This window comes from Chryseobacterium sp. CCNWLW53 (assembly GCF_037083525.1).
GTDB lineage: Bacteria > Bacteroidota > Bacteroidia > Flavobacteriales > Weeksellaceae > Chryseobacterium > Chryseobacterium lathyri.
Genome location: NZ_JBAOJR010000003.1, coordinates 527,048 through 551,998 on the forward strand (window position 1 = coordinate 527,048; position 24,951 = coordinate 551,998).

Genomic DNA, 24,951 nt, shown 5'->3' on the forward strand with positions numbered 1-24,951 from the left:
ATATATTGCGGGACGATAAAAACAAAGATTATATGGCTAAACATAAAGTCCATTACGAATTTCCAATGCATTGTTTATCAGAGATTTTATACGAATATCTGGCGACGGCAGAGGGATTATCTGAATGGTTTGCGGATGAGGTAACAGAGAAAGGCGATGATTTCTTTTTTAGCTGGGGAGGAGGACCTGCTGAAAAGGCCACTTTGATTAGATATAAGCCTGAAGGTTTCGTTCGTTTCAGATGGGAAGAAGATGAGGGAACTAAAAATTTCTTTGAAATGACGATCACAATAGATGATATTACAGAAGATTTGGCTTTAAATATTACAGATTTCTGTGAAGAAGGTGGTGAAGAAGAAAATGCACTGTATTGGGAAAACCTTATAGAAAACCTTAGAATAAAATTAGGTGCGGCATAAGCCGTACACTATTGAATGGTAAAACTGATGAACGATTTATCGTTCATTATTTTTTTATAAATAAATCACTTCAAAAATTGGAAAATCAATATTTTACATCAGACGGATTAAATGTAAAGAACAGAGCGTTCCTTTTGGGCGACGCAGTGAAGGTTTCTTTCTTCGTGAGAAACGGAGAATTGATTATGGATGAGGAATGTTATTTCTTCTTAATGGCCTCCATGAGAAAAATGAGAATGAATATTCCGCTTACCTATACCCTGGAATTTTTTCAGACCCTTTTTCATAAAGATGTTATTGATGGCAGAGGAATAAAAAATGGAATAATCAATTTTCAGGTTTTCAGAAATAATGATGCGGTGACCGTTTCAAAATCTTCCGTATCATATTTTTATGAAGTAACGGAATCGGACGATGTACTTGCGGTTCACCAGAGAGCACTGGAAATGGATCTTATCAAGGAAATCAATGTAAACAATAATTTGTTAAGCAATATCAGGGTTCATTGTCCGGAAAATATTTACGGAGGCATTTATGCGGAAGAAAATGATTTGGATGATGTCATTCTGCTTAATCCGAACAAAAGGATTGCGCGTACAACTTCCGGAAATTTATTATTTTTAGAAGGAAATGTCATAAAAGTTCCCAAGCAGTCCGAAGGTGCATACATCTCTCCGTTGATGGAGAATTTCGTGACTTTCTTACATAAAAATAACCTTGCCGATGTTCAGGAACATGAGATAATAGCTTTTGAATCACAAAAGGCAGAAGAGATTTTAATGATCTCTGATGAGAAAGGCATATTTTGTGTAGGTAAAATAAGAAATAAAACTTTTGAAAGCTCCCGTTTTATAGAAATGGTGGAAAGCTGGAAGAATAGTTTTTAAAATTGACAAACCCGGTAAACAACAAAGTACCCAAGTCCTTTACCGGGTTTTATTCTGAATAATCAGAAATTGTTTCTTATTTAGTATTCACGGATGATCTCTGTGAATTTTTGAGCGATTTCTTTCTGTCCGTTTTCGCTGGTAACATATTCCCTGTCTTTAGTATTATTAATAAAGCCAAGTTCTACCAATACTGCAGGAGCTTTTGTTTCTCTCAGCATGTGGAGATTACGTTCCTCGATTTTAGCGACATTAAATTTCTTTGAAATTTTTTCTGCAAGTTTTTTTGAACCGTCAGTATTCTGAATATACACTTCAGTCCCTTGTTTTGGAGTTTCCTTGTGAGGGCTGCTATTCATATGAAGAGAAATAACAATTTCAGGATTCAGCTTGTTGATTATGGCTGTTCTATCCTGAAGGGTTGGAGATGTGTCAGAATCCCGCGTCAATACCACTTCATACTGATCATGATTTTCATTCAGTTTCTGGATCTCTCTGGCAATATTTATTGTAATCTCTTTTTCAGAGAATTTATCGAATACTGACCCCATATCATTTCCGCCATGTCCGGCATCAATGACAATATATTTTTTATTGATAGGAGTAAATGATAAAAATGAAGCAGAAAAGACTGATAAAGCAAGTAATTTGATTCCTTTCATGTCAGTGGTTTTGGTTTTTCAAATAACGTGAATTCTTTCTTTAAAATTGGTTAACATAATCTTAAAATTTGTTAATGTTTTTAAAGTGTATCGGATAGGAATTCAGCTAGTTAAGAGAAATGTCTTCAGGCGAATTGGCCCATAGCAGATATTCCCCGCCAAGGTTCTGCATAATCGACTTCCAGAGGGTCTGATCATTAGGAAGTGTATAGTCTAAATTATAAATATCTACTACAGTCCACATCTTCCTCTGTATCTCATCATCCAGCTGTCCGGCAGACCATCCTGAGTATCCTGAGAAAATTTTCACATCATTGATGCTGAGTTCTTTATTAAGAACAGCACTGATAATGCTTTCAATGTCTTCCGTAATATAAAATCCCTTACTGATCTCAGAATAGACCTCGGTAACCTTTTTTTCTTTAACGATAAAAAAGACCTTGTCGTTTTCCACAGGACCACCATCATAAACCTCTATTTTGAAATCAAAAAAGTTTTTGAACTTACTACTCATCTGGCTGTTTTTTTTGTTCAATATCAAACCAAATGCCCCGCTTTCGTTATGCTCAACGATCAACACCACCGATCTCGAAAAAATATCGCCGGAAATGTCAGGTGTGGAAATTAATATTTTACCTTTGTATGAGTAATTCATACTCAAATTTAATAAAAAATATTTATGGAAAACCTGCACGACAAGAGAAAAGTGTATGAGAAATCCCAACTTATTGAAAGTGAGATAAAACAAAATCCCATTGAACAGTTTAGAGACTGGTTTCTCGAGGCCAGCAATAGTCCGGCGGTCTCAGAAGCCAATGCCATGGCTGTTTCTACTTTAGAGGAAGATGGATGTCCGAGGACCAGAATGGTGCTGCTTAAGGAATATACTTATGAAGGATTTATTTTCTATACCAACTATACCAGCAGAAAAGGAAAAGCAATAGAAAACAACCATAAGGCCTGTCTTAGTTTTTTCTGGCCAAATCTCGAAAGGCAGATCATTATTAAAGCAGATCTTGAAAGAATTGCAGAAAACCTGAGTGACGGATATTTCCATTCAAGGCCTAAAGGAAGTCAGCTTGGAGCGGTCGTTTCCCCCCAAAGTCAGGCAATTCCGAACAGGGAGTTTCTGGAAGAAAAGTTAAAAGAACTGGAAAAAGAATATGAAACCAGTGAGGTCCCAAGACCTGCTAACTGGGGCGGATATATCGCAAAACCCTATGAGATTGAATTCTGGCAAGGAAGACCCAACCGCCTTCATGACAGGATTGTTTATCAGCTTGAAGACCTGGACTGGAAGATTTCTAGATTAGCACCATAGGAATTAGAAGCTAGAAATTAGAGATTAGAAGTTAGAGGGTGGATACCGGAGGATGGGAGTTTTGATAGATTTATCAGAATTTGGTAGTCTTTATTCAAAGAACATTCCTGATCTCTTTAATCTTGAAAAATATCATTTAAAATTCAATAGGAGCGGGCTTTAGCCCGCTTTCAATTTATAAACATTGAAACGGCTTTAGCCAAAACTTAAAGAATCAGAATCACTTCTTTTTTGCTTCAATATTTCTGGATGACGGAGGTCCCGAAGTCATTTATATCCATAAAAAAAGACCATTTCCTTAGAAACGGCCTTTGAATTTTTAATCTGAATGATTATTTTTTCTTAGCACCAGAAACTGCATTAGATAAATCAGCTCCTGCTTTGAATTTAGCAACTTTTTTAGCAGCAATTTTGATTGGTTTTTTAGTTGCAGGGTTGATCCCTTGTCTAGCAGCTCTCTCAGCTACTGAGAAAGTACCGAATCCTACTAAAGAAACTTTTCCGTCTTTTTTCTTTAGAGTAGTAGTTACGTTACCAATGAATGATTCTAAAGCAGCTTTAGCTGCAACTTTAGTGATTCCTGCATCTTTTGCGATTGCGTCGATTAATTCAGACTTGTTCATAATTTTTAATATTAAGTTAGTTCGTAATTATAGCAAATATAATACTATTTTCTAATTGTGCAATTATTTTATTAAAAGTTATAAAATTTTTTTGCTTTTTGATGAAAACAGTTAAAATATGATAATTTCACTTTCCACGTAAAATCTACGTTACCGCTCACTAAAATCATGCCAAATGCTTATGAGTATTGACTTTAGCAAAAAATTAATATTATTTCCTGTATTTATTAAATCCTAAATTATGTATAAAGTATTAATATTTTTACCGATATGTTTGTTGATTTTATAAATAATAGCCTGAAAGCTTGTGTAGTACAAAATTAAATGACTGGGTTTATGGGAGTTTTAAAATGATTTCAAAAGACCGATTTATTAATTTTTATTAATAAATTTGCAGAATGTTAATAGAAGTTTTCAAGTCTAAGATCCATAGGGTACGGGTTACGGCCTCAGACCTTAATTATATTGGGAGTATAACGATCGACGAAGATCTTATAGAAGCTGCCGGTCTGGTAGTAGGAGAAAGAGTCTATATCGTCAATGTGAATAATGGAGAACGTTTTGATACCTACGTTATCAAAGGGAAAAGGAAATCCGGAGAAGTATGCTTAAATGGGCCTGCTGCAAGAAAAGTACAGAGAGATGATATTATTATCATTATTGCTTATGCACAGATGACACCCGAGGAAGCGAAAGTATTTCAGCCAAAAATTGTTTTCCCGGATGAAAAAACAAATCTTCTAACCTAATCTATGGAAAAAAAATCAAAGAATCCTTTAAAATCAATACTAACAATAGTAATATCGCTTGCTTTTGCAGGCTTTTTTTTATGGCTTGCTTTAAAAGGTCTTGATTTTAAGGTTATTAAGGCATCTTTAGCGAAAGCTAACTACCTGTGGGTACTGTTTGCTTCTGTTTTCGGTATACTGGCTTACTGGTTCAGGGCTGTGCGTTGGAATCTGATGCTGGAACCGATGGGACATAAAATATCTAACTCAAATTCACTTTGGTCCATATCTTTCGGATACCTGATGAATCTTACCATCCCGAGAAGTGGTGAAGTAGCAAGGGCTACAGCTTTGTATGGTGTGGAAAAAGTTCCTGTTGACAAATCTTTCGGAACAATTATCCTGGAAAGAGTAGTGGATCTTATCTGTATGCTGGGATTTCTGGGATTGACACTGTTGTTTAAATATGAAGCTATTCTGTCTTTCTATGAAAATTCAGATATTCAGGTTCCAAATAATGTTCTATTTCTTCTTTTAATCTTAGCGATGGGAACAGTCCTGTTCTTTATATTTAGAAAAAGACTTGCAGGTGTTCCGTTTCTAGGAAAGGTTGTGAGTTTTATTGATGGAATTTTTGAAGGATTAGCAACAATATTTAAATTAAAAGAAAAAGGGAAATTCATCCTTTATACTATAGGAATATGGGTTTGCTACTATTTTGCAGCTTATCTTGTGTGTTTTGCACTTCCTGAAACCTCTAATTTTACTATTGCCGATGGCTTTTTTATTATCGTTGTTGGTACTTTAGGAATGATCGTTCCTGCAAGCGGAGGGATTGGTGCATTTAATCTGGCTATGAAGTATGGATTTATGGCTTTATTTATCTCAATGGGGAAAAGCGCGGAATTAGGAGGTGAAATGGGACTGACCTATTCATTTATTTCACTTCCGTTGCAGATCACCATTATGTTGGTGATGGGACTTATTTCTATTCCGATGTTAGCTAAAGCAAGAGAAAAAGCAGTTTCTGAAAAAGAATTTGAAAATTAAGTTCAACAATAACTTTTAATGATACAGTCCAATTTTATAATTGGGCTTTTTTTATGTTAAAACCCTATTAAAATGAAGCATTACCGCATGTCATTCATTTTTTTATCAATAAATTTGGTCATTCCACAAATCACATTTATCTTAAACAAAAAATAATTAATAATCTAAAACACTATGGCAATTAATTTACAGAAAGGACAGAAGATCGAGATAGGACTGACAAAAATGACGATAGGACTGGGCTGGGATCCGAATGAAGGGACCGGTTTCGACTTCGATCTGGATGCTTCTGCCATCATGATTGACTCCGACAGAAAATTAATCAATGAGGAATGTTTTGTTTTTTATAATAACCTTCAGTCTCCCGATGGTGCACTGACACATACAGGAGATGATCCGAGCGGTAAAAACAGTGACGGTGACGATGATGAGGCGATTATTGTAGATCTTGAAAAAGTAGATCCGAAAGCTGAAGAAATTCTTTTCGTGGTCACTATTGAAGACTTTGAAAGGAGAAAGCAGAACTTCGGACAGGTAAGAAATTCATACATCAGAATTGTGGATAACAGTACCAATCAGGAGATCGCAAAATATGAGCTGGATGAAGATTTCTCTATCGAAACCGGAGTAGAATTCGGACGTTTATACAAAAGAAACGGAAGCTGGAAATTTGAAGCCTCAGGAATAGGCTACAGGGCAGACCTTGCTTTCTTCCTTGAGAAATACTACAAAGGACAGATCATAAAATAACTATATTTTCAAATACACAAAAACGATAACTATGGCAATTAATTTACAGAAAGGTCAGACGATTGATTTAAGAAAAAATGACCGTGGCGAAAGTGTTTACGACCTTTCAAAAGTAACGATCGGTTTAGGATGGGATGTAAGGAAACAGGGCGGTTTCTTTGGAAAACTGTTCAGCAAAGAGGCGGAGTATGATCTGGATGCCGTTGCTTTTCTTTTAGACGGAAACGGTAAAGTAGCCAATCTTGGAAAAACGGTACAGACTAACGAGGGCAGGCAGATCGCATTGTATCAGGGTGATGTGGTTTTCTTTAATTCCATGCAGCATCCAAGCGGTAATATATGGCTTACAGGAGACAACAGAACTGGTGCCGGAGATGGTGATGATGAGCAGATCATCGTCAAACTCGACCAATTGGACCAGAGTTATCAGAAAATATTATTCCTGGTGACCATTTACCAGGGAAAGCAGAATAACCAGCATTTCGGAATGATCGAGAATGCCTTTATCAGAGCCGTAGATGCTAAAGGTAAAGAGATTACAAAATACAGCCTTTCAGGGGATGCCAGTATGAATGGTAAATGTGCGATGGTTTTTGCTGAAGCCTACCGTCACAATGGTGACTGGAAGTTCCGTGCTATCGGAGAGCCACATCAGACCGATAATTTTATTGAGATCCTTAAACAATACGCATATTCCAATTAGTCCCAGGTTTTTATCAAACATAAAGCCGGCAGGGAAGTTTTCAACTTCCGCTGCCGGCTTCAGAATTAACACCATACCATGAGCAGGAGATTATTAGCATACTTTTTACTGGATACTTCAGGTTCTATGAACGGAGAACCCATCCAGGCACTGAATAACGGATTTAACGGGCTGATAAGCATGCTCCGGGCAGATCCCCAGGCGATGGACAGCCTTCATCTGAGCGTGATCACTTTTGACCGTGAGGTTAAAAATATCATTCCGTTGACCGATCTGGCCAGTTTTTATCCTATGGAAATTACCTGTCCGGACAGTGGACCCACCCATACTGGTGCGGCATTGGAGATGGTTGCGGAATTGGTGAAAAAAGAACTGATCAAAGGATCTTCGGATGAAAAAGAAGACTGGCGGCCGCTGCTGTTCATATTTACTGACGGAAAGCCTTCCGATATCCAGAAATACAGACAAATGATCCCTGTGATCAGAGATCTGGAATTTGGCGCTATCGTAGGTTGTGCTGCAGGTCCAAAAGCAGATGAGCAGTTTCTGAAGGAGCTTACAGATCACGTGGTAAAACTGGATACTACCGATGCGATTACGCTTTCCTCATTTTTCAAATGGGTAAGTTCCTCCATCACGATGGGAGGAAAATCACAGGGAATGGGAGAAAGTACACCGCTGCCTCCGCCGCCATCCGAGCTTAATATTATTATCTAAATCACTTGTCTTTATAATCATGAGAAGACTGCCCATTTATTTTTTAGTCGATGTCTCCGAATCTATGGTTGGAGAACCTATTGAGCAGGTACAGGAAGGTATTGCCAATATCATCAGAGAATTAAAGAAAGACCCGTATTCGCTGGAAACGGTCTATATTTCCATTATAGGTTTCGCGGGAGAGGCTGAGGTCATTACGCCGCTTCAGGATATCATCAGCTTTTATCCTCCAAAAATCCCGATTGGAAGCGGTACATCGCTGTCTCAGGGGCTTATTAAAGTGATGGACTGCATAGACAGGGATATTGTGAAGACAACTTACGAAAGAAAAGGCGACTGGAAACCGATTGTTTTTCTTTTTACAGACGGCGTTCCTACCGATGATGCCACAAAAGCTATCGAAAGATGGAACAATAAATACCATGGAAAACCCAATACGATTGCGGTTTCGATAGGCGAAAATACCAATTATAAGCTGCTTGGGACTTTGTCGGACAATGTTTTACTGTTCAATAATTCTGATGAAAATTCCTATAAAGAATTTTTCAAATGGGTGACTGATTCCATTAAAACAACCAGCCAGAGTGTTACCGAAGCCAATAAAGAAGGAATTAATCTTTCCAAGATCGATTCTATTATTCTCGAAAAAGTAGACCCTGAACTCGAGCAGAAGTTTCCGGATAATAATTTTGTTGTTTTAAACGGGAAATGCTCAGAAACGGAGAAACTGTATTTAATGAAGTTTAAAAAGACATTCGCCGAATCAAGCATACCGGGAATGTCTACCAGATATTACAGATTGGATGGAGCCTATAAAATTGACGAGAAATCCTATTACAGGCTTTCCTCTTCCCAGAAAAATAATCTTAAAATTTCGATAGAAGAACTTCAGGGAGGAACGTCATGTCCTCATTGTGCCAATCCCATCGCATTGGCAACCTGCTCATGCGGCGGAATTCACTGTTTGAAAGGAGAAGGGTACAACAAATGTCCATGGTGCGGAACTTCGGATTATTACGGATTTTCCAGCGAAGGATTTGATATTAACCGAACGCTGGGATAACGAAAGGAAATCCTATTGCCAAAACCCAACACAAAACCATGGAAAAAGCTCTTATTTACAGAGAAATAGAAGAATTTAAAGAAGTTCATCTGGTGCTTAAAAATGCCAGTTCAAAGCAGTTCTATGAATACCGTTTTGAGATGGATGACTTTCCGAATATAAAGATTAAAAATATTGCCAATCTTCAGGAGACAGGACTTACTTTCGAAAACAATAAAATATCCGGAATTCCGTATGTAAACAGTGTCCATGATCTGGATATTGAATTCTATCATACCCATGATGAAGACAGTACGGAGATCAAAAAAGTACATCTGTTCGTGAATGCAGATCCGAAAGACCTTTGGAAGAATATTTCATCCGACACCAACGATGTTTACCATAAACCTGATGAAACCTCCTACGAAGGGAAATTTCTGGATAAAAAAATCACCGTTGTTTCAAAAAGAGGACGTTCACATGCCCATGAAGGAAAATTCAGAGATGATGATTTTGCGGTGAACGAGCTTCCCGGAGGTTGGAGCATTGTTTCAGTTGCTGATGGTGCCGGCTCCGCAATTATGGCAAGAGAAGGTTCAAGATTGGCAGTCGTTTCTATAAACAGTTTTTTCAATTCAGAAGAAATTTTAAACAGAATCGAACAAAATATTGAAATCGTTTATAATAGTTCTGATTCATCAAAAGAAATACAGTCCGAAGCTGGAGAAAATGTTTTAAAGCTCTTGTATAAAGGTGTTCTTCATGTTTATAATATTTTGGATCAAACGGCAGCAGAGCATTCATTTTCTATAAAAGATTTCCACACAACATTGATTTTTGCGCTGACAAAAAAGTTTGATTTCGGTTATGTCATTCTCACTTTTGGAGTGGGAGACTGCCCGATCAACCTGATCAGTCCTGATTTTTCTGAAGTAAAGCTTCTTAATCAAATGGATGTTGGAGAATTTGGCGGCGGAACCCGTTTTATCACGATGAAAGAGATCTTCAGTGATGATATGGTTTCAAGATTTAGAATAACCTGTGTGAATGATTTTTCCTATCTCGTACTGATGACAGATGGTATTTACGACCCGAAATTCATGACAGAAAACAGGCTTGAAGATATTGACAGCTGGAAAGCATTCTTTAATGATCTGGCCGGGAACAACGATGACCGGGCGAAAGTAGATTTTATTAACGATACCCATATTGATCAACAGCTTCTTGCCTGGACCGATTTCTGGAGCCGGGGAAATCATGATGACAGAACACTGGCCATAATCTATTAAACATGAAAAAAACCGTTAAAGTTGCTTCTATCCTGGATACAGCAAAATCTTATGAATACGTAGATGAAAGTCCGATTCGGGGCGGAGTGAAAGATGTCTATTTTTCGCCGGACAGGGAATATGTGGTGGCATTTTACCGCACTCCTCTGGATGCCGGACAGAAAGAGCGTATCATGAGGATTGTTTCCACTTATCTCGGAAATATACAGAACGGAAATTCATCGGATTATTTTCTGAACGAAATATTCAGATGGCCGTATGATATTGTAGAAAAAAATAAGCTGACAGGAATTGTGGTTCCTGTTTACCATAAAAAATTCTTCTTTGCGAAGGGATACATCGGATCGGATAATATCAAGGGTCAGGATAAGGTTGGGAAATGGTTCACTGCTCCCATGTTCAGAAACCAGCAATATCCGCTGCGGCTGGATCATTCGGAACTCGGAGATTGGCTGAGCTATTTTCAGATCACCATCAATATCAGCAGAGGCGTGAAAAAGCTTCACCAGATGGGACTGGCGCATTCCGATCTTTCCTACAACAATATTCTGATAGATCCAGTGACGAAATCTGCCTGTATTATTGATATAGACGGATTGGTTGTTCCAAAGCTCTTCCCGCCGGAAGTCATCGGAACGGCAGATTTTATTGCTCCTGAAGTTTTAAAGACCAAACATCTGAGCATGCAGGATCCCGGAAGACATCTGCCTAATCAGAAAACGGATCTTCATGCTTTGGCAGTGCTGATTTATATGTACCTGTTCAGAAGACATCCTTTGAGAGGAGGGAAAATCTGGGATCTGGATTCCGAAAAAGATGAGATCATTTCTATGGGTGAAAAAGCTTTATTCATAGAACATTTCCAGGATCCGTCCAATCAGGTAAAAGCTGACCACCTCAGAAAATGGGACGCATTTTGGGGCGATCCTCAGAAAATTCCTTTTACGGCTGCGGGTCCTTATCTTTCCGAACTGTTTAAAAAAGCATTTATAGACGGGCTTCACGATCCGATCAGACGTCCCACCGCCAATGAATGGGAAACTGCCCTGTTAAAAACCGCCGATCTGATTCAGCCTTGCCATAACCCGGAATGTACCGAAAAATGGTACGTCTTCGATAATACCAGTAACCCGAAATGTCCTTTCTGCGGAACACCACACCGGGGAACGCTTCCTGTACTGGATCTGTATTTTAAATTTGATGATGAGGTCTGGAAACCTGAAAACCACCGATTGATGGTTTATAACAACCAGTATTTATTCAAATGGCATGTGTCAAGAAAGGTCATCAGAAATGAAAATCTTACGATGCAGGATAAAATGCCGGTCGGATATTTCACTTTTCATGAAGGAAGATGGGTGCTGGTGAATCAGAGTCTTACTTTGATGAAGGATGTTACGGAACAGAAAGAGATTCCCCCGGGATCTATGGTAGAGCTTACTGATGGAAAGAAAATACTTTTGTCTGCCGAAGAAGGAGGGAGGCTCATCTTTGTTACTTTGGCGAATCAATCATAATTTTTTTAGAGATAATAATCTTTTTTTAACCACGGATTACACAGATTTTCACGGATGTTTATGGATATTGTTCTGAATAAAAATCTTCGATTTTTTCTTAAAACTTCTGTGTGCTTCTTATTCACAAGGTATTCAACTTAGAAAAATGACTTAAGTGTTTAAAATCTTTTGTGACTTTTGTGGTTGATATTTTTTAATCACGGATTGCACAGATTTTCACGGATGTTTATGGATATTGTCTGAATAAAAATCTTCGATTTTTTCTTAAAACTTCTGTGTACTTCTTATCCACCAAGTATTTAGCTTAAAAATAACTTAAGTGTTTAAAAACTTCTGAGGCTATTGTGGTTAAACTAATCTAAAGCCACCTTGAAATTCCATAAAAAAAGAATATTCATCCTCATCCACAACTTTAAAGCCTAAACTTTTATATAAGTTTTGGGCCTTATTGGTTTTTAATACACTTAATGAGACTATTTTTTCTTCTGCGGAAGCTTCCTTCAGAATATCTGTTAAAATCGTTTTTCCTAGTCCTTTCCCTTGTTGGCTAGGGTCTATCTGAAGCTGCAGAACTTCTGTTTTATCCTCAGCTTTGCTGATCTTTAGTAATCCGGCAGGTTCATTGTTTAAAAGGATGATATGGGCTTTCTCAAATTGATACAGAATTCTCTGAAGTGTTGTTTCTTTATCCGTTGGGAGGTTGGAATCGGCATAGTGCGGATTCATGGTTTTTGTTCTTAAATCAAGAAGATAATCAATGTCGTTTTCTGAGGCTTTTCTATAGGTGATAGTCATGTTCATAAGTTGTTTTTGAGATCCGGTTTGAAGCAATAAGGTGATCTTATTTTAGCGCGATCTTTAACCCCATTTCCTTTTTCATATACAGCAAAACTTCGGCATTTCCTTTTGCATCGTCTACAGGATGATGCGTGTGTTCTGTTTTACGGAGATGTTTCCATTGCGCGAAAGTATCTTTTTCCAGTCCGCAATACAGATCAGAAAGCCTTCTTGATGAATAACCGAAAGGATTTTTCCCGGTAAAATGATGAAAGTACCAGCAGATAAACATCCAGTCGAAACCGTTATTATCACTGATGAAAATAGGTCTTCCTTTGGAGTTCTTCTCAATCCATTCTTCAAATTCCAGCATCACTTTTTTTGGATCATCAAACTGCATCGTTTCTTCCCTGCTGAAGCCCGAAACAGCCAAAGCATCCGGATTGAATTTTTCCGAAACAGGTTTCAGTTTTCCGTAGAACGTAGTATCCAGTTCCTCATTCACAAGGACTGCTCCGAAACAGATCATTGAAAAATCTCCGGGAATCGGGCCATCCGATTCAATATCGACCATAATATAGCTCATCACTTTTATTTAATGAAACGAATATATTGAAAATTACCTCACGATTCTGAAGATTCAAACGAGTTCAAAAAAATCTCTTCTTCCGATTTTTACTTTTGTCTGTGAAAGTAATTCAATCTCTTCATCAGGATCCGTTATTTTGATATGATTAACCTGAATGCCTCCGCTTTGGATCATTCTTCGGACCGCCGATTTGCTGAGGTCACTTTTTAACTGACTGCAGAGTTCTACCAGTGTTATCAGCTTTTTTCTATGACGAAGTGAAGCTAGAGAAACAGGTTCATAGACTTTTTCTTCAAAATTTTTGCTTTGAAACTGGCTGCTGAAAAATTCTTCTGCAAGCTCTGCTGCTGCACGGTCATGGTATTGGGTAATGATATTCTTAGCAATCAGCTTCTTAATATTCATCGGGTTTTCACCATTCTCTAATTTTAATTTCAAATCAATTTTTTCTTCAGCAGAAAAATCAGAAGCGAGATCAATAAACTCATCAATAAGACTGTCCGGGATCGACATGGTTTTTCCAAACATTTCATTAGGCTCATCAGTCAGGCCAATAATATTGTTCAGCGACTTACTCATTTTTTCTTTACCGTCAAGACCCTTTAGAAGAGGCATACACATTACAACCTGTGCCGGTATCTGGTAGGCTTCCTGAAGCTGTCTTCCCATGGTGCAGTTAAAAAGCTGATCCGTTCCGCCCATTTCAATATCACTTTCAATCTGTATAGAATCGAAGCCCTGGAGGATAGGGTACACAAGCTCATGCATGGCAATTGGAGTATTTTCCGTGAACCTTTTATTGAAATCATTCCGGTGCATCAACTGGGCTACTGTTACCTTTGACATCAACTGAATCACTTCTGAAAAGTTGAGTGCATCCAGCCAGTCAGAATTAAAAACGATTTTGGTTTTTTCCACATCAATGATTTTCGAAAGCTGATTGATATACGTCTGTGCATTATGGCTGACATTTTCAACACTTAGCGGTTTCCTTGCCTTATTTTTTCCGGTCGGATCACCAATTCTGGCTGTAAAACTTCCAACCACGATCACGATCTGATGTCCCAGTTCCTGAAACTGTTTCAGTTTTTTGAGCACAACAGCATGGCCCAGATGCAGGTCCGGAGCGGTAGGATCAAATCCCAGCTTGATAATTAATTTCCTGTTTTCCTGTTCAGCCTGTTTCAGTTTCTCTTCCAGACCGTTTTCCGGAAGAATAATGGCTGTGTTTTCTTTTAGTGTGCTGATCATTTTCTTGATTTTAAATGAAAAAAAGCCCGGACAATACTGTCCGGGCTCTATTATATAAATTAAATTATTGCTTGTTAAATTACAGATATAGAAAGTCTTCCCGAACGGTTCGTCGGGGCGTAATATTCACTGAAAAAAGGGAGACGCAATATGCTGTTTAAATGTTTCATCGATAATACAAATGTAAAAGCTTTTTATTAGTATTCCAATATTTAAACCATTAAGATCTGCTGTAAAGTTCCATATCAGTTAAGATTTAAAAAACTTACTGTTCTTAACAGTTTATCAATCTTAATGGTCTAAAATAAAGGTTTCAAAACAATTTTACTTATCGGTCGTGGAGCTAATTCCATGCCATAAATCTCTCATAAGCAAAATAAAGAATCATTATAAATAATGCGTATTTTATGATTTATTATTTCATGAGTTCTTTTGTCTTGAAACAAAATGCACCAAAAATTCAAGGCTGTAATCTTTCGCTAAAAATTAAAATTTGATCCTAAAATCCCCAAAACTCGTCCGGATTTGCTGTAACCGTTTCAGTTGGATATGCTACCCGCACTCAGACAGTGGGAATTTTTTAACGGATCAAATTTTAATTTTTTTAAAGCTCTAGCTAAGCTCTAGCTTCCGAGGCCGGTGAGCGAGAAAGGTAATCCGTAGAAATTTTAAAGGTTAAAAACCGGCTGCGAATATGTGTTCATGATCTGTTCTTTCCAAATATCCACTTCCTCAGGAGATGCTTTATCGGCTTTATCAAAAAAGAAGTGTTGAATAATTTCAAAACCGCTGTACAGGAAAATTCCATTATCCGAAGTGAGGGTAAGCGCTTTGTCCATCCCCATACGTTCATATTCTTCGTGAGATTTTCCGTGGGTATTGATAATGACTGCTTTTTTCCCTTTCAACAGGCCCTTTTGTATGCCCTGATCATATCGGTAGGCGAAACCGTAACTGAAAACACGATCAATATAGCCTTTCATAATAGCCGGCATTCCGGTCCACCAGATCGGATAGATAAAGGTAATCTGTTCTGCCCATGAAATATAATCCTGCTCTGTTTTTACATCATCCGAAACTTTTCCTGCCATCTGGCCCTGCATATCTTCCAGTGAAAAGACTGGATTAAATCCTATTGTGTTCAGATCTCTTATTTCGATCTCGTGATTGCCTCTCTCCAGATTTTCAATAACAGTTTGAAGCAGATGGTTGTTCAGGCTTTTTTCATTGGGATGGGCATAAATGATTAAATGTCTCATTGTTTTTAGTATTTAAATTATGAGACAAATGTAGAGCAACAAAAACAGCAAAAATTGTAAGAAAACGAAATAGAATTATTCTGAACCGGAGCGGCAGATGTCTTTCTGAAATTTTAAATATTGGGATGGAGAAATATTTATAAAATGTTTAAAATCGTGGATAAGCTGACTCTGATCGAAATAGCCGCATTCATCAATGATACTGAACCATTCAATTTTTTTGTCGTTTCCCAGTTCTTTTTCAATGGTCGTGATAGCTTTCAGAAAACGAGTGTAGCGTGCTAATTCTTTGGAAGAATATCCTAACTGCTTTTTCTGTTTAAGCTGAATATTTCTTTCGCTTTGGCGGGTCTGTTCTGCAATGGTTTTAATGGGATTCAGGCCGTTGTTTTCGAAATGGCTTAATAGCATGATTATTTTATCCTGATCCTGCAGGTAAGGTCTGCAAAAGCTCAGTATATAATTAACTTTTTCTTCCGGAGAAGGTAAAACCGAGATCTGATGCCAGAGTTCCGTAAAACAATTGTCCTGCAAAAGCTTACCAGGATGTATTCCCTGGCTAGAAATCACAGCTTGTCCAAAAAACCGGTAAAATGCATCATCCTTAAAATTGGCAACAAGAATTGAAGTTCCTGCCGGCAATGTATATTCAATGGGTTGGCGTACTGGCCCTAAAACAATACACTGATTAACTTCAACAGTGGTTTGCTCCCGGGTTGTCATAAAAGCATTTTCTCCAAAGCAGAACAGCATAATCGTTTGGTAGGAGGGGAGCAGAGTTTTTGTAACAGGATGTGAAGAATTGTTTTTCGCGTAATAAAAATGCGTGAATACGTTTTCGAATTCTTTTGGAACTGATATTTTTAACTGATGATATTCCGGGTTTAAATTCTGCATTGTACAGTTTTTAATTCAGTTCTTTTTTCATTTTATAGTTGGTAAGACCAATTCCTTTTATGTCAACAGTCTGTTCGCTGATCACTTTGAAACCCATTTTCTCAAAGAAAGATCTTGCTGTTTTACTTACATCAGAAGAGAGTAATTTTTCCTTCCGAAGTGTGGCTTCCTGTTCTATAAAAGTATACATTTTCCGAGCAACTCCCTGTTGCTGAAAATCTTTGTGAACAAAAAGAAGATCGATATAATTTCCTTGATCGAGGGTGCAAAACCCAGCCATTTGACCATTAACTTTAGCTACAATAACAAATTGATGGTCTATAACCTGGAGCCACCTTTCCTCATTTTCCGCACCGGATTTCCATGCATTAATCTGATCGCTATTGTAATCGTGTTTACAGATAGCAGTAATGGTATCCGTAAAAATCTTAAGCATCTCCGTCAGGTCGTTGATATTTCCTTTTCTGATGATCATGATCTAACTGATATATTTTTCTTCATAAAGCTTCTGCTGTTCCTCAGCAAGCAACGGATAAAACAGGTTCATCTGTATCAATGCATAATGTTTTACTGCTTCATCTTTGTTGAGCTTAAAAGCAAGGCTGTTATGAATGATCCAGTTATCTGCTATAATAAATATTTGGGTGGTGAGGCTTTTCAGAATAAAGTCAGGAATATCATCTCTAAAAATATTATTCTTCTGAAAACCCTTGAAAATCATCTGAAATTCGTTCTTTCTGGTAATGTTAATGGATTCATACTGGGACTGTATGGCTGGAATATGATTTAAAATATCAAAGAAATTCATGAAAATAAACCGGAAAGAATAAAAGATTTCATACATTGAAAAAGTAAAATGATACAGATCCTCCAGTGTTTTATTTTCTATAGTCTGTAAATCATTGAATAAAATGTCCATTTTAATGACCAGTTCGGAAAAAAGGATTTTGATAATATCCTCTGAATGTTTAAAATGGTAATGCAGATTTCCCGCACTGATGTTCAGACCTGCTGCAATATGCCTTGTTGTGATATTATTATAGCCTTTTTCATTGAACAGCTCCATCGCTTTTGACAATATTTTATCCTTGGTTTTCATGGTCCAAATATAAGAGAGTTTAAATCATATTTCAAAATTAGAACAAACGATCTAATTTATATTTGACAGTTGTAAAATCTGTAGTCTGGAAGGAAATCAAATTTTTATGCATTTAGGCTCAATGCATGTACTCTAAATAACAAAAACGGCGCTATAAAGTGTGAAGCTGAATAATTGATCCTTTATAAAATTTAGTCAGATCATACAGTTCCCCAAAGTAGTTCTGCAAAGCAAGATCATTATTCTCATCAGAACCTTTAGTCCGGAAATGATCTTCCGCAAGGGCGTATAAAGACGGATAATCTGTTTTCAAATAATGAGAAAGAGTGATAGAGTTTCCTTTTTCTTTTAAGGAGATGTCTGCGAAAAACAATCCGTAAAGAAGGAACTGATTGAAATGTTGAGCGTCTACCATAAAATCCAGTTTCTGTTTAGAGTAATTTTCGTATGCTGAAAGCATCTCCTGGAAAGTTTTTACATTCTGTTCTTTCGGAATTTCATAAAAAAGATCAAGTCCATGGATGAAAAGCTGGGTTTTGGCCTCTTCACGGTCAGCCGGATAAATGCTGCTGAACCACGTAAAAATGCTTGAAAGCTCCTCTTTCGAGAGATTTTCTACCGAGTCTTTTACTTTATTTTTGATAATTTCAAGACTTACTTTGGGATCAGCCTGAAGAAATTTCATGATATTTTCTTCTTCACGGCAAAGTTTATTGTACAAATTGATTTTAGCAATATTCGGATTCGTTTTGATGAAATAAAGTTCTTCTGCCATTGCTTTGTACCACATGATCTTTTTGTAAAGTGGTAACTAAAGATACAAAATATGTAGCGATTAAAATTAAAAATATTATGCAGAAAATTATTAATCACTTTGTATAGTTTCGTGAAGCGCAATTCTGTTTCCCTCAGAATCTTCAAATTCAGCAACAGCCAATCCATATTTTTCATTGATTTTTTTAAGACAGAGTATTTTGCCACCATTCTGAAGTACTCTGATCAGGTGCCGATCGATATTCTGCGTTTAAAATAAATAATAATTTCATCTTTTGTCGGTTTGTACACATCACCTTTCGCCAGAGCTCCGTAATACCACTGCTCTTTTCTTCGGATGGAAACAGGGACATTGTAACCGTCAATATTGTCTTTTTCAAGGCTGAAATTAAAAGTGCAGTATAAAACTATTCAGCACACTACATGTCGGTAACTGGAATTTCAAAGTAGACAACAGGATTGGACGGATGCATAATCTCTTTTTTGGAATGACTCAAGATACGGATATCAGTAGTAAGGATGAATTGAGAAGTAGGGTTTTCAACATACTTTTAGTTTGTTTTTTGACTCCCTAAAAATAAACTATTCTTATCTTTTCTTAAAATAGATAGATTTATCTATTTTTTATCTACATTTGTAAAAATTTTCAGGATGAAAAAAGAAAAAGTACAGGAAAGAATCATTAGAGTAGCCTCGGATCTGTTTTACAGACAGGGATTCAACTCAACAGGTATCAACCAGATTATTGCTGAGGCAGATATAGCCATAGGATCCCTGTACAATCATTTCTCATCCAAAAATGATCTTCTCCAGGCTTATCTGATCAAGGAAGAGACTGAGTGGTTCCAAGGGTTTGAAGAGCATTCGGCAAAAATTTCCGATCCGGGAGAAAAGATATTTTCCTTGATTGCTTACCGCAAAAAGCTTCAGGAGTCTTCTACATTTGCAGGCTGTCATTTCATTAAAATTATTGCTGAAGTGGGAGAGAGCAATCCAGCAGTTTCTGATTTTGTACAAAACCACAAGGAAAAACAGAAAGGGATGATAAGAAATTTAGTTTATGAATATGCAGAAGGCAAAAAGAGTATCGACACTGAAATGATTACAGAACATATTTTCCTTTTAATAGAAGGCGCTGTGGTAACTTCTACAATCAATAAAAGCGCAGATTCTTTTGATCAGATCCAAAAAATGGTTAAGGCTCAGTTGTCTTAATTTTTTTTAATATTTAAAAATAGATATATCTATATAAAAATGAATTCTACATATTTGAAAATGATGGTAATACTATCCGGTCAGTTGCTTACTATCATGGATATTTTCATTATCAATGTATCCATTCCGTCTATCCAGCGTGACCTTCATGCTTCCAATGGCGAAATGCAGATGATGATTGCATCTTATCTTATCGGTTTTGCTTCATTTCTGATCACAGGAGGAAGGCTTGGGGATTTATATGGAAGGAAAAAGATCTTTATGATGGGTTTGCTATTTTTTATGCTGAGCTCTGTTGTGTGTGGAATTTCGTCTGGTGCGGTGCTTCTTGTCATCTCCCGTTTCATTCAAGGGGTCAGTGCAGCGTTGATGTCTCCGCAGGTGCTGTCAATGATACAGATCCTGTTTGCCGGACATGAAGAAAGAACGAAGGCGATGGGCTGGTATGGAATCACGATCGGCGCGGGAACAGTTCTGGGGCAGTTTCTTGGAGGCTATTTCTCATCAATAACCCTGATGCAGGAATCCTGGAGACTTATTTTTCTTATCAATATTCCGGTATGTATCGTGGCGATATTTTTCAGTCAGAAATTATTAAATGAATCTAAAACCTCAGCTAAAAAAAATACTTTTGATTTCGCTGGTGTAATCATATTGGCTGCAGGGCTTTTCTGTTTTACGTATGCTCTTACCATGTCTGAACATCAGGGAATTCAATTTAAAAGTATAATTATGATGCTGTTTTCAGTACTCATTTTAATTTATTTTATTAAAAATCAAAAGTTGAGGTTAAAGCACGGAAAGCCTTACCTTATGGATTTTGGTTTATTCAACTATAAAAATTTCAATCTGGGGATACTGGCAGTTTCTTTTTTCTTCATTATGCTGGATTCTTATTTTTACATTCTGTCGCTGTTTTTTCAGGACGGGCTGCAGATAGGATCATTAGCAGCAGGAGAAATCATTGTTTTCCAGGGCTTTGGTTTTATTTTGGCCTCCCTGTTTTCTGCAAAACTGATTTTAAGATATGGTAAAAAATTTTTAATAACTGGATTAGGTTTAATCATGACCGTTCTTATTCTTCAAATCCTTTTATTTGACAGGGAAACACCTTTTGTTGTGCTTTGTCTTTTGCTATTCTTTCATGGAATTGGCGTGGGATCTATTATTCCTTCATTGGCTAATATTGCTTTGTCAGGACTACCGGAAACACTTGCCGGCAATGCCTCGGGAGTTTACAATACTTTTCAGCAGGCTGCTGCGATTGTAGGAATTATTGTGGTGGGAAGTATTTTCTATTATTTTCTTGGAGCGAAGCCTTCAGCACAGCATTATTATGGAGCCTTCTCGGTGGCTTTGGCTGTCAATATTATCTGTCTTTTTATTGTCTTATTTTCGATAATAAAAGTTCCGGACCATATACTTCCCGTAGGAAAACGAAAAATTTTTAAATCCTAATTATTTTAAATGCTGTTCTATTACAGTTTCCAGAGTTTCCTGTCCGCCCAGTTCTTTTGAAAGAATCTTTCCGTTTTGGTCTACCACCATGAAAAGCGGATAGCCTCCGGCGTTGAGCTTCTTGGTGAATTCTTTGGTAGTGTCAAAATAGTTTTTCCAGCTGACATTGTTCTCTTGGAATATTTTAGTGGCCAGATCAATTCTCTGCTGCGTTTTTTCGTCTGCTACGCTGATGAAATTCACTCCTTTATCTTTGTACTTTTCATACAGTTTAACAAGTTCAGGGAGCTCTTGAATACAGGGTTTGCAGCTCGTGGACCAATAGTCGATCATGGTAATTTTATAATTTGAGAATACCTCTTTTGTGATCTTGCCTTCAGAACCGAAATCGATTTCGGGGAAATTTCCCCCTACATTCGTTGAGTTTTCAAGATACATTATTTTTTCAAAATCCTTAAAACATGATGAAGCTTTTATTTTTTTTGAGAATAAGGGAAGATCAGTTAAGTAACTTTTATGGAAGCCATATTTTGAAAAAACATCAATGATTTCCCAGAAGGCAGGATATGATCCCGGATTTTTTCTGATGTATGCTTTAAGGAGTTTTTCTTTAGTTTCAAGGTCTGCAGGATCATTTTTCTCAAAAGGCTTGAGTTTTTCGTCTACCTGTTGAAGATATTTTTTCAGTTTTTTATAATCATTATTGATGGTTGCATCAGGTGGCAGAACCAGCGTTAAATTCTTATCACTGACCTGAACTTTTAAATTCCCGTTTTCAATAAAAAATAGCTCGGACAAATAGAACCCCTTCCTATCTTCTTTAGAACTCATTATCATCATGGGCAAAGGGCAAGGGACAATTCCGCTGATGTTATTCTGAGGCAGGATTTTAATGAGTGCTCCTTTTGAATTTCCTATAGATTTTACATTTTTGTTGTTCTCATTTAAAGTAAGACTGTACAGTGATATGATATTTCTTGAAGTGGGTGGTGGCGCTAAAAACAGGGAGTCTTTTTCAAATAAAGGTGCCGTTAATTCAATATTAAACTGTTCCTGGGAAAATGCTGAAGTACTTACTACAAATAAAAGGATTTGTAAAATTCTTTTCATATCAATGGTTTGGATCATAAAGATATTATTTCGTCATTGGGTATACAAATTTATTTGCTTTTTCAGATCTGCGTATTCGTATACAGTCTGGTTTCCAGAATCTTTTGTAAAAACAATTATTTTTTTACTGACTGTAATGCAATTTTTGCCATATTTCTGGTCATTTCCGTTGGCGAGTGGCAGTCACAGTTACTGAGTCCAATAACATACATATCTTCACTGGGAATGTATACCCCCATACTTTTAAACCCAAAAATACTTCCGCCATGCTCCCTGTCCGGAGTTCCATTGATGTCTTTAAGATGCCATCCGTAACCGTAAGTGAACTCTTCTCCGTTGTTTAATTTATACTTCTGGAAGGCTTTTTTTGTTTCTATTTGATTAAGAAGCACATTTTGGTTCAAAGCCTTTTGCCATTTCAGCATATCATCCACAGTTGACATTAAAGAGCCGGATGAAAAAGGAACACTGAAGTTGATGACTGTTCTGTTGACAAATCCCTGTTCTTTTTGGTGGTATCCATATGCTCTTTTTGGAATAAGCTGACGGTCGGTGGCATAGTAAGAATGAACCATGCCCGCTTTTTCAAAGATATTTTTTTTAATGAAATCTTCATAAGTCTGGCCTGATACCTGTTCAATAATATATCCTAGCACCACATATCCCGAATTATTGTATTCAAATTTTTCTCCGGGCGCAAAATCTACCGGTTCGTTTTTGAAAAAATCTACCATCATGGCGGGCTTCATTTCTTTCTGTGCAATCGTAGACAGAGCTTTCATTTTCGTAAAATCCTTGATTCCTGAAGTATGGGTTAGCAGATGGTGGATCGTGATTTTGTCTCCTGAAGGATATTCCTTGATGTATTTTGAAACAGGATCATTGACGTTTAATTTTCCCTGCTGTTCCAGCATAAGAATAGCTACCGATGTAAATTGCTTAGTCATGGAACCAATCTGGAAAACATTTTCAGGATTCATATTGACATTCAGTTCCAGATTGGCCTTTCCAAAAGCTTTACGGTAAATGGTTTTTCCTTTATGAGAAACCATAAATACACCTCCGGGTCCATTTGGGTCATTGAATTCAGTAGCAATTAAACTGTCTAGTTTCTTTTCATAGGTTTGTGCGCTGATATTGCAAAAAAGCAAAAGAAATGCTAGTACTGAAAATAATTTTTTAGTAATCATAATTATTATTTTGTAATGCAAAGATATAATATATTTTCATTACTATGTTATACTTTATAGTGATTAATAAAAAAATGACCAATGCGTTCATTTTTATTTTCTGTAGAGCGTTACAGCTTTATTTTTATGATTTTAAATATTGTATCAGAATCATGTCCGCGTTTTTTATCATACTTAAGGGGCAGAATTTGTTTTTTTATGGAGTAAGTGCCCAGTCCGATAAGATCAATGTCGGCCTTGGTAAGCTGCTCAAAGCGGTTGTCCGGAAGCAGCGTTAAACATGATCTTTCTGTTTTTGTGCAGTATTTTCCAGTTTCAATAACCCGAGAAAAAAAGGTGTTAAAAAAGAAGATGAGTAAAGATGTACAAATTAGTTTTTTCATAAAAATGAATGGTGTACTGCCGTTTATCTTTGATTTTGTTTGATCGTGCGAATGAGTTTTTCATTGCGTCGGTCTGCTCTTGCACTGTTTAAGGATAAGGCAGCCCAGATGGCAGCAGGAAGCCAGCCAATGACAGTGATTTGCAAAATTAAACAGATGATTCCGGTAAGAATTTTACCCCGGACCATGAAAGACAGAAAAGGAAGTAGGATTGCTAGTAACATGATTTTAAGTTTTGATGATATTTTTTATTGGGTTTTCTGATTTATAAGTATCAATGCAATCCTATTTGTTACTAAATCATAAAATAATGAATCTGAATAAATAAAACTAAAAGCAATGAATTCAGAGAATCTTCTTTTGAATTAATACTTTCTGATTTTCACACTGGAAACCCCATCAATTTTTGTTCTTCCCTACCTTTTTTAATAACCTTGTTTCAGGGTTCCGCCTGTAAATGGCACTTGTTCCAAGATTAAACTAAATAGAAGGATAATGAAAAGATCAGACAGTAATTTTTGTCATTTTATAAGCCATATAGCAAATACAAATGTACTACTTCAATCCGGTTTGTTCTGTAGTCCTTTGTGAGATTTCCTTCTCAATATTGATTAACCTTTTTGACCAGTTATCTAATACCCTGTTTCTTTCCTCTTCAGAAAGCCGCTCTATAGAATAAACCACTTCCGGCTGTACCACTGAAAAGCCAAGAAACTCGAGAATTCCGCGATGTATTGGAAACAAGATTGAATTTATATTCCCATATCTGTCATCTACATAATTTTTTTCTGGACCGCCGGTCGTCACAGAGAGCATTGCTTTTTTCCCTGCCGAAAATCCATTGTCAAAAATTTTTCCGCTATCATAGAATTTCCCCATTGTAAAAACCTTGTCGATCCAGCCTTTTAAGATGGCAGGGACCGAAAACCAATACAAAGGAAACTGCCAGATCATCATTTCACACCATTCGATTTTTTCCTGTTCAGATATAATATCCGGCATGAATGTAGACTGCTGTAAGGCAAATACCTCTTCGTCCTGCTGTTTGAAATAATCTGTATTTTTTAACCGGGTGAAATTTCCTTTTCCGCTTACAGGCTGATAGTTCTCCTGGTATAAGTTAGTCGTTTTGACTTCGTGGCCTTCATTTTCTAAAGTGCTGATTGCAGTGTTGAACATAGCTGCATTGAAACTTTTCTCTTCAGGATGAGCAAGAATAATAAGTATTTTCATTTTTTCTA

The 24,951-nt window shown here is 37.0% G+C and carries 28 protein-coding genes; 13 read left to right on the forward strand and 15 right to left on the reverse strand.

What is annotated here, in order from left to right:
- Positions 1-32 precede the first annotated feature (32 nt).
- A complete protein-coding gene (locus V6R96_RS11405) occupies positions 33-419 on the forward strand; it encodes an START-like domain-containing protein (RefSeq protein WP_111956890.1) in 387 nt (128 codons plus the stop codon).
- A 77-nt stretch (positions 420-496) separates the two neighbouring features.
- Positions 497-1,306 carry an aminotransferase class IV gene (locus tag V6R96_RS11410; RefSeq protein ID WP_111956380.1) on the forward strand — a complete coding sequence of 270 codons (810 nt, stop codon included), beginning with the start codon at positions 497-499 and terminating at the stop codon, positions 1,304-1,306.
- A gap of 80 nt (positions 1,307-1,386) precedes the next feature.
- On the opposite strand, the gene V6R96_RS11415 is transcribed toward V6R96_RS11410, so the two are convergent.
- A complete protein-coding gene (locus V6R96_RS11415) occupies positions 1,387-1,968 on the reverse strand; it encodes an N-acetylmuramoyl-L-alanine amidase (protein ID WP_336378893.1) in 582 nt (193 codons plus the stop codon).
- A 106-nt stretch (positions 1,969-2,074) separates the two neighbouring features.
- Positions 2,075-2,623, reverse strand: coding sequence for a YqgE/AlgH family protein (locus V6R96_RS11420; protein WP_111956384.1), 549 nt, complete (start codon positions 2,621-2,623; stop codon positions 2,075-2,077).
- 24 nt (positions 2,624-2,647) lie between these two features.
- On the opposite strand from V6R96_RS11420, the gene pdxH reads away from it, so the two are divergent.
- A complete protein-coding gene (pdxH, locus tag V6R96_RS11425) occupies positions 2,648-3,289 on the forward strand; it encodes a pyridoxamine 5'-phosphate oxidase (protein WP_336378892.1) in 642 nt (213 codons plus the stop codon).
- Positions 3,290-3,621: 332 nt separating this feature from the next.
- Here the strand turns inward: pdxH and V6R96_RS11430 are convergent, their stop codons facing one another.
- Positions 3,622-3,912: an HU family DNA-binding protein gene (locus V6R96_RS11430; protein WP_002976900.1), complete on the reverse strand. Its 291-nt coding sequence runs from the start codon at positions 3,910-3,912 to the stop codon at positions 3,622-3,624.
- A 398-nt stretch (positions 3,913-4,310) separates the two neighbouring features.
- On the opposite strand from V6R96_RS11430, the gene panD reads away from it, so the two are divergent.
- The 8 genes from panD (at position 4,311) to V6R96_RS11470 (ending at position 11,708) form a co-directional block, all read left to right on the forward strand.
- Complete coding sequence (panD, locus tag V6R96_RS11435; RefSeq protein ID WP_034706528.1) at positions 4,311-4,661, forward strand: aspartate 1-decarboxylase; 351 nt, start codon at positions 4,311-4,313, stop codon at positions 4,659-4,661.
- Positions 4,662-4,664: 3 nt separating this feature from the next.
- A complete protein-coding gene (locus V6R96_RS11440) occupies positions 4,665-5,690 on the forward strand; it encodes a lysylphosphatidylglycerol synthase transmembrane domain-containing protein (protein ID WP_336378891.1) in 1,026 nt (341 codons plus the stop codon).
- A gap of 174 nt (positions 5,691-5,864) precedes the next feature.
- Positions 5,865-6,440 carry a TerD family protein gene (locus V6R96_RS11445; RefSeq protein WP_111956392.1) on the forward strand — a complete coding sequence of 192 codons (576 nt, stop codon included), beginning with the start codon at positions 5,865-5,867 and terminating at the stop codon, positions 6,438-6,440.
- Between the two features lie 31 nt (positions 6,441-6,471).
- Entirely contained in the window at positions 6,472-7,143 is a 672-nt protein-coding gene (locus V6R96_RS11450; protein WP_111956394.1) for a TerD family protein, read from the forward strand.
- 78 nt (positions 7,144-7,221) lie between these two features.
- Positions 7,222-7,860, forward strand: a complete 639-nt coding sequence (locus V6R96_RS11455; protein ID WP_336378890.1) for a VWA domain-containing protein — start codon at positions 7,222-7,224, stop codon at positions 7,858-7,860.
- 19 nt (positions 7,861-7,879) lie between these two features.
- Positions 7,880-8,923, forward strand: a complete 1,044-nt coding sequence (locus V6R96_RS11460) for a TerY-C metal binding domain-containing protein (RefSeq protein WP_111956398.1) — start codon at positions 7,880-7,882, stop codon at positions 8,921-8,923.
- A 38-nt stretch (positions 8,924-8,961) separates the two neighbouring features.
- The gene (locus V6R96_RS11465) at positions 8,962-10,191 is read left to right on the forward strand and encodes a PP2C family serine/threonine-protein phosphatase (RefSeq protein ID WP_336378889.1); all 1,230 of its coding nucleotides are present in this window, start codon (positions 8,962-8,964) and stop codon (positions 10,189-10,191) included.
- A gap of 2 nt (positions 10,192-10,193) precedes the next feature.
- On the forward strand, positions 10,194-11,708 hold the full coding sequence (locus V6R96_RS11470) for a protein kinase domain-containing protein (RefSeq protein WP_336378888.1): 1,515 nt from the start codon (positions 10,194-10,196) through the stop codon (positions 11,706-11,708).
- 348 nt (positions 11,709-12,056) lie between these two features.
- On the opposite strand, the gene V6R96_RS11475 is transcribed toward V6R96_RS11470, so the two are convergent.
- The 8 genes from V6R96_RS11475 to V6R96_RS11510 form a co-directional block, all read right to left on the reverse strand.
- The gene (locus V6R96_RS11475) at positions 12,057-12,509 is read right to left on the reverse strand and encodes a GNAT family N-acetyltransferase (protein WP_336378887.1); all 453 of its coding nucleotides are present in this window, start codon (positions 12,507-12,509) and stop codon (positions 12,057-12,059) included.
- A 40-nt stretch (positions 12,510-12,549) separates the two neighbouring features.
- Entirely contained in the window at positions 12,550-13,071 is a 522-nt protein-coding gene (locus tag V6R96_RS11480) for a 3'-5' exoribonuclease domain-containing protein (RefSeq protein WP_336378886.1), read from the reverse strand.
- Positions 13,072-13,125: 54 nt separating this feature from the next.
- Positions 13,126-14,325, reverse strand: a complete 1,200-nt coding sequence (tyrS, locus tag V6R96_RS11485) for a tyrosine--tRNA ligase (protein WP_336378885.1) — start codon at positions 14,323-14,325, stop codon at positions 13,126-13,128.
- 668 nt (positions 14,326-14,993) lie between these two features.
- Positions 14,994-15,584, reverse strand: a complete 591-nt coding sequence (locus V6R96_RS11490; protein ID WP_336378884.1) for an NAD(P)H-dependent oxidoreductase — start codon at positions 15,582-15,584, stop codon at positions 14,994-14,996.
- A 75-nt stretch (positions 15,585-15,659) separates the two neighbouring features.
- Positions 15,660-16,481: an AraC family transcriptional regulator gene (locus tag V6R96_RS11495; protein WP_111956410.1), complete on the reverse strand. Its 822-nt coding sequence runs from the start codon at positions 16,479-16,481 to the stop codon at positions 15,660-15,662.
- A gap of 10 nt (positions 16,482-16,491) precedes the next feature.
- A complete protein-coding gene (locus V6R96_RS11500) occupies positions 16,492-16,956 on the reverse strand; it encodes a GNAT family N-acetyltransferase (RefSeq protein WP_336378883.1) in 465 nt (154 codons plus the stop codon).
- 3 nt (positions 16,957-16,959) lie between these two features.
- Entirely contained in the window at positions 16,960-17,580 is a 621-nt protein-coding gene (locus V6R96_RS11505; protein WP_111956414.1) for a TetR/AcrR family transcriptional regulator, read from the reverse strand.
- 151 nt (positions 17,581-17,731) lie between these two features.
- Entirely contained in the window at positions 17,732-18,370 is a 639-nt protein-coding gene (locus V6R96_RS11510) for a hypothetical protein (RefSeq protein ID WP_336378882.1), read from the reverse strand.
- Positions 18,371-19,005: 635 nt separating this feature from the next.
- On the opposite strand from V6R96_RS11510, the gene V6R96_RS11515 reads away from it, so the two are divergent.
- Both V6R96_RS11515 and V6R96_RS11520 read left to right on the forward strand, forming a co-directional pair.
- Positions 19,006-19,569: a TetR/AcrR family transcriptional regulator gene (locus tag V6R96_RS11515; protein ID WP_336378881.1), complete on the forward strand. Its 564-nt coding sequence runs from the start codon at positions 19,006-19,008 to the stop codon at positions 19,567-19,569.
- Positions 19,570-19,629: 60 nt separating this feature from the next.
- Positions 19,630-21,027, forward strand: a complete 1,398-nt coding sequence (locus V6R96_RS11520) for an MFS transporter (protein ID WP_336389752.1) — start codon at positions 19,630-19,632, stop codon at positions 21,025-21,027.
- Here the strand turns inward: V6R96_RS11520 and V6R96_RS11525 are convergent, their stop codons facing one another.
- From V6R96_RS11525 to V6R96_RS11540, 4 genes are all read right to left on the reverse strand, one after another.
- Positions 21,028-22,137, reverse strand: a complete 1,110-nt coding sequence (locus V6R96_RS11525; protein ID WP_336378879.1) for a TlpA disulfide reductase family protein — start codon at positions 22,135-22,137, stop codon at positions 21,028-21,030. It lies immediately after the preceding gene.
- Positions 22,138-22,253: 116 nt separating this feature from the next.
- The gene (locus V6R96_RS11530; protein WP_336378878.1) at positions 22,254-23,327 is read right to left on the reverse strand and encodes a serine hydrolase domain-containing protein; all 1,074 of its coding nucleotides are present in this window, start codon (positions 23,325-23,327) and stop codon (positions 22,254-22,256) included.
- 406 nt (positions 23,328-23,733) lie between these two features.
- Positions 23,734-23,934 carry a YqaE/Pmp3 family membrane protein gene (locus V6R96_RS11535; protein ID WP_202974502.1) on the reverse strand — a complete coding sequence of 67 codons (201 nt, stop codon included), beginning with the start codon at positions 23,932-23,934 and terminating at the stop codon, positions 23,734-23,736.
- 331 nt (positions 23,935-24,265) lie between these two features.
- On the reverse strand, positions 24,266-24,943 hold the full coding sequence (locus V6R96_RS11540) for an NAD(P)H-dependent oxidoreductase (RefSeq protein WP_336378877.1): 678 nt from the start codon (positions 24,941-24,943) through the stop codon (positions 24,266-24,268).
- Positions 24,944-24,951 lie beyond the last annotated feature (8 nt).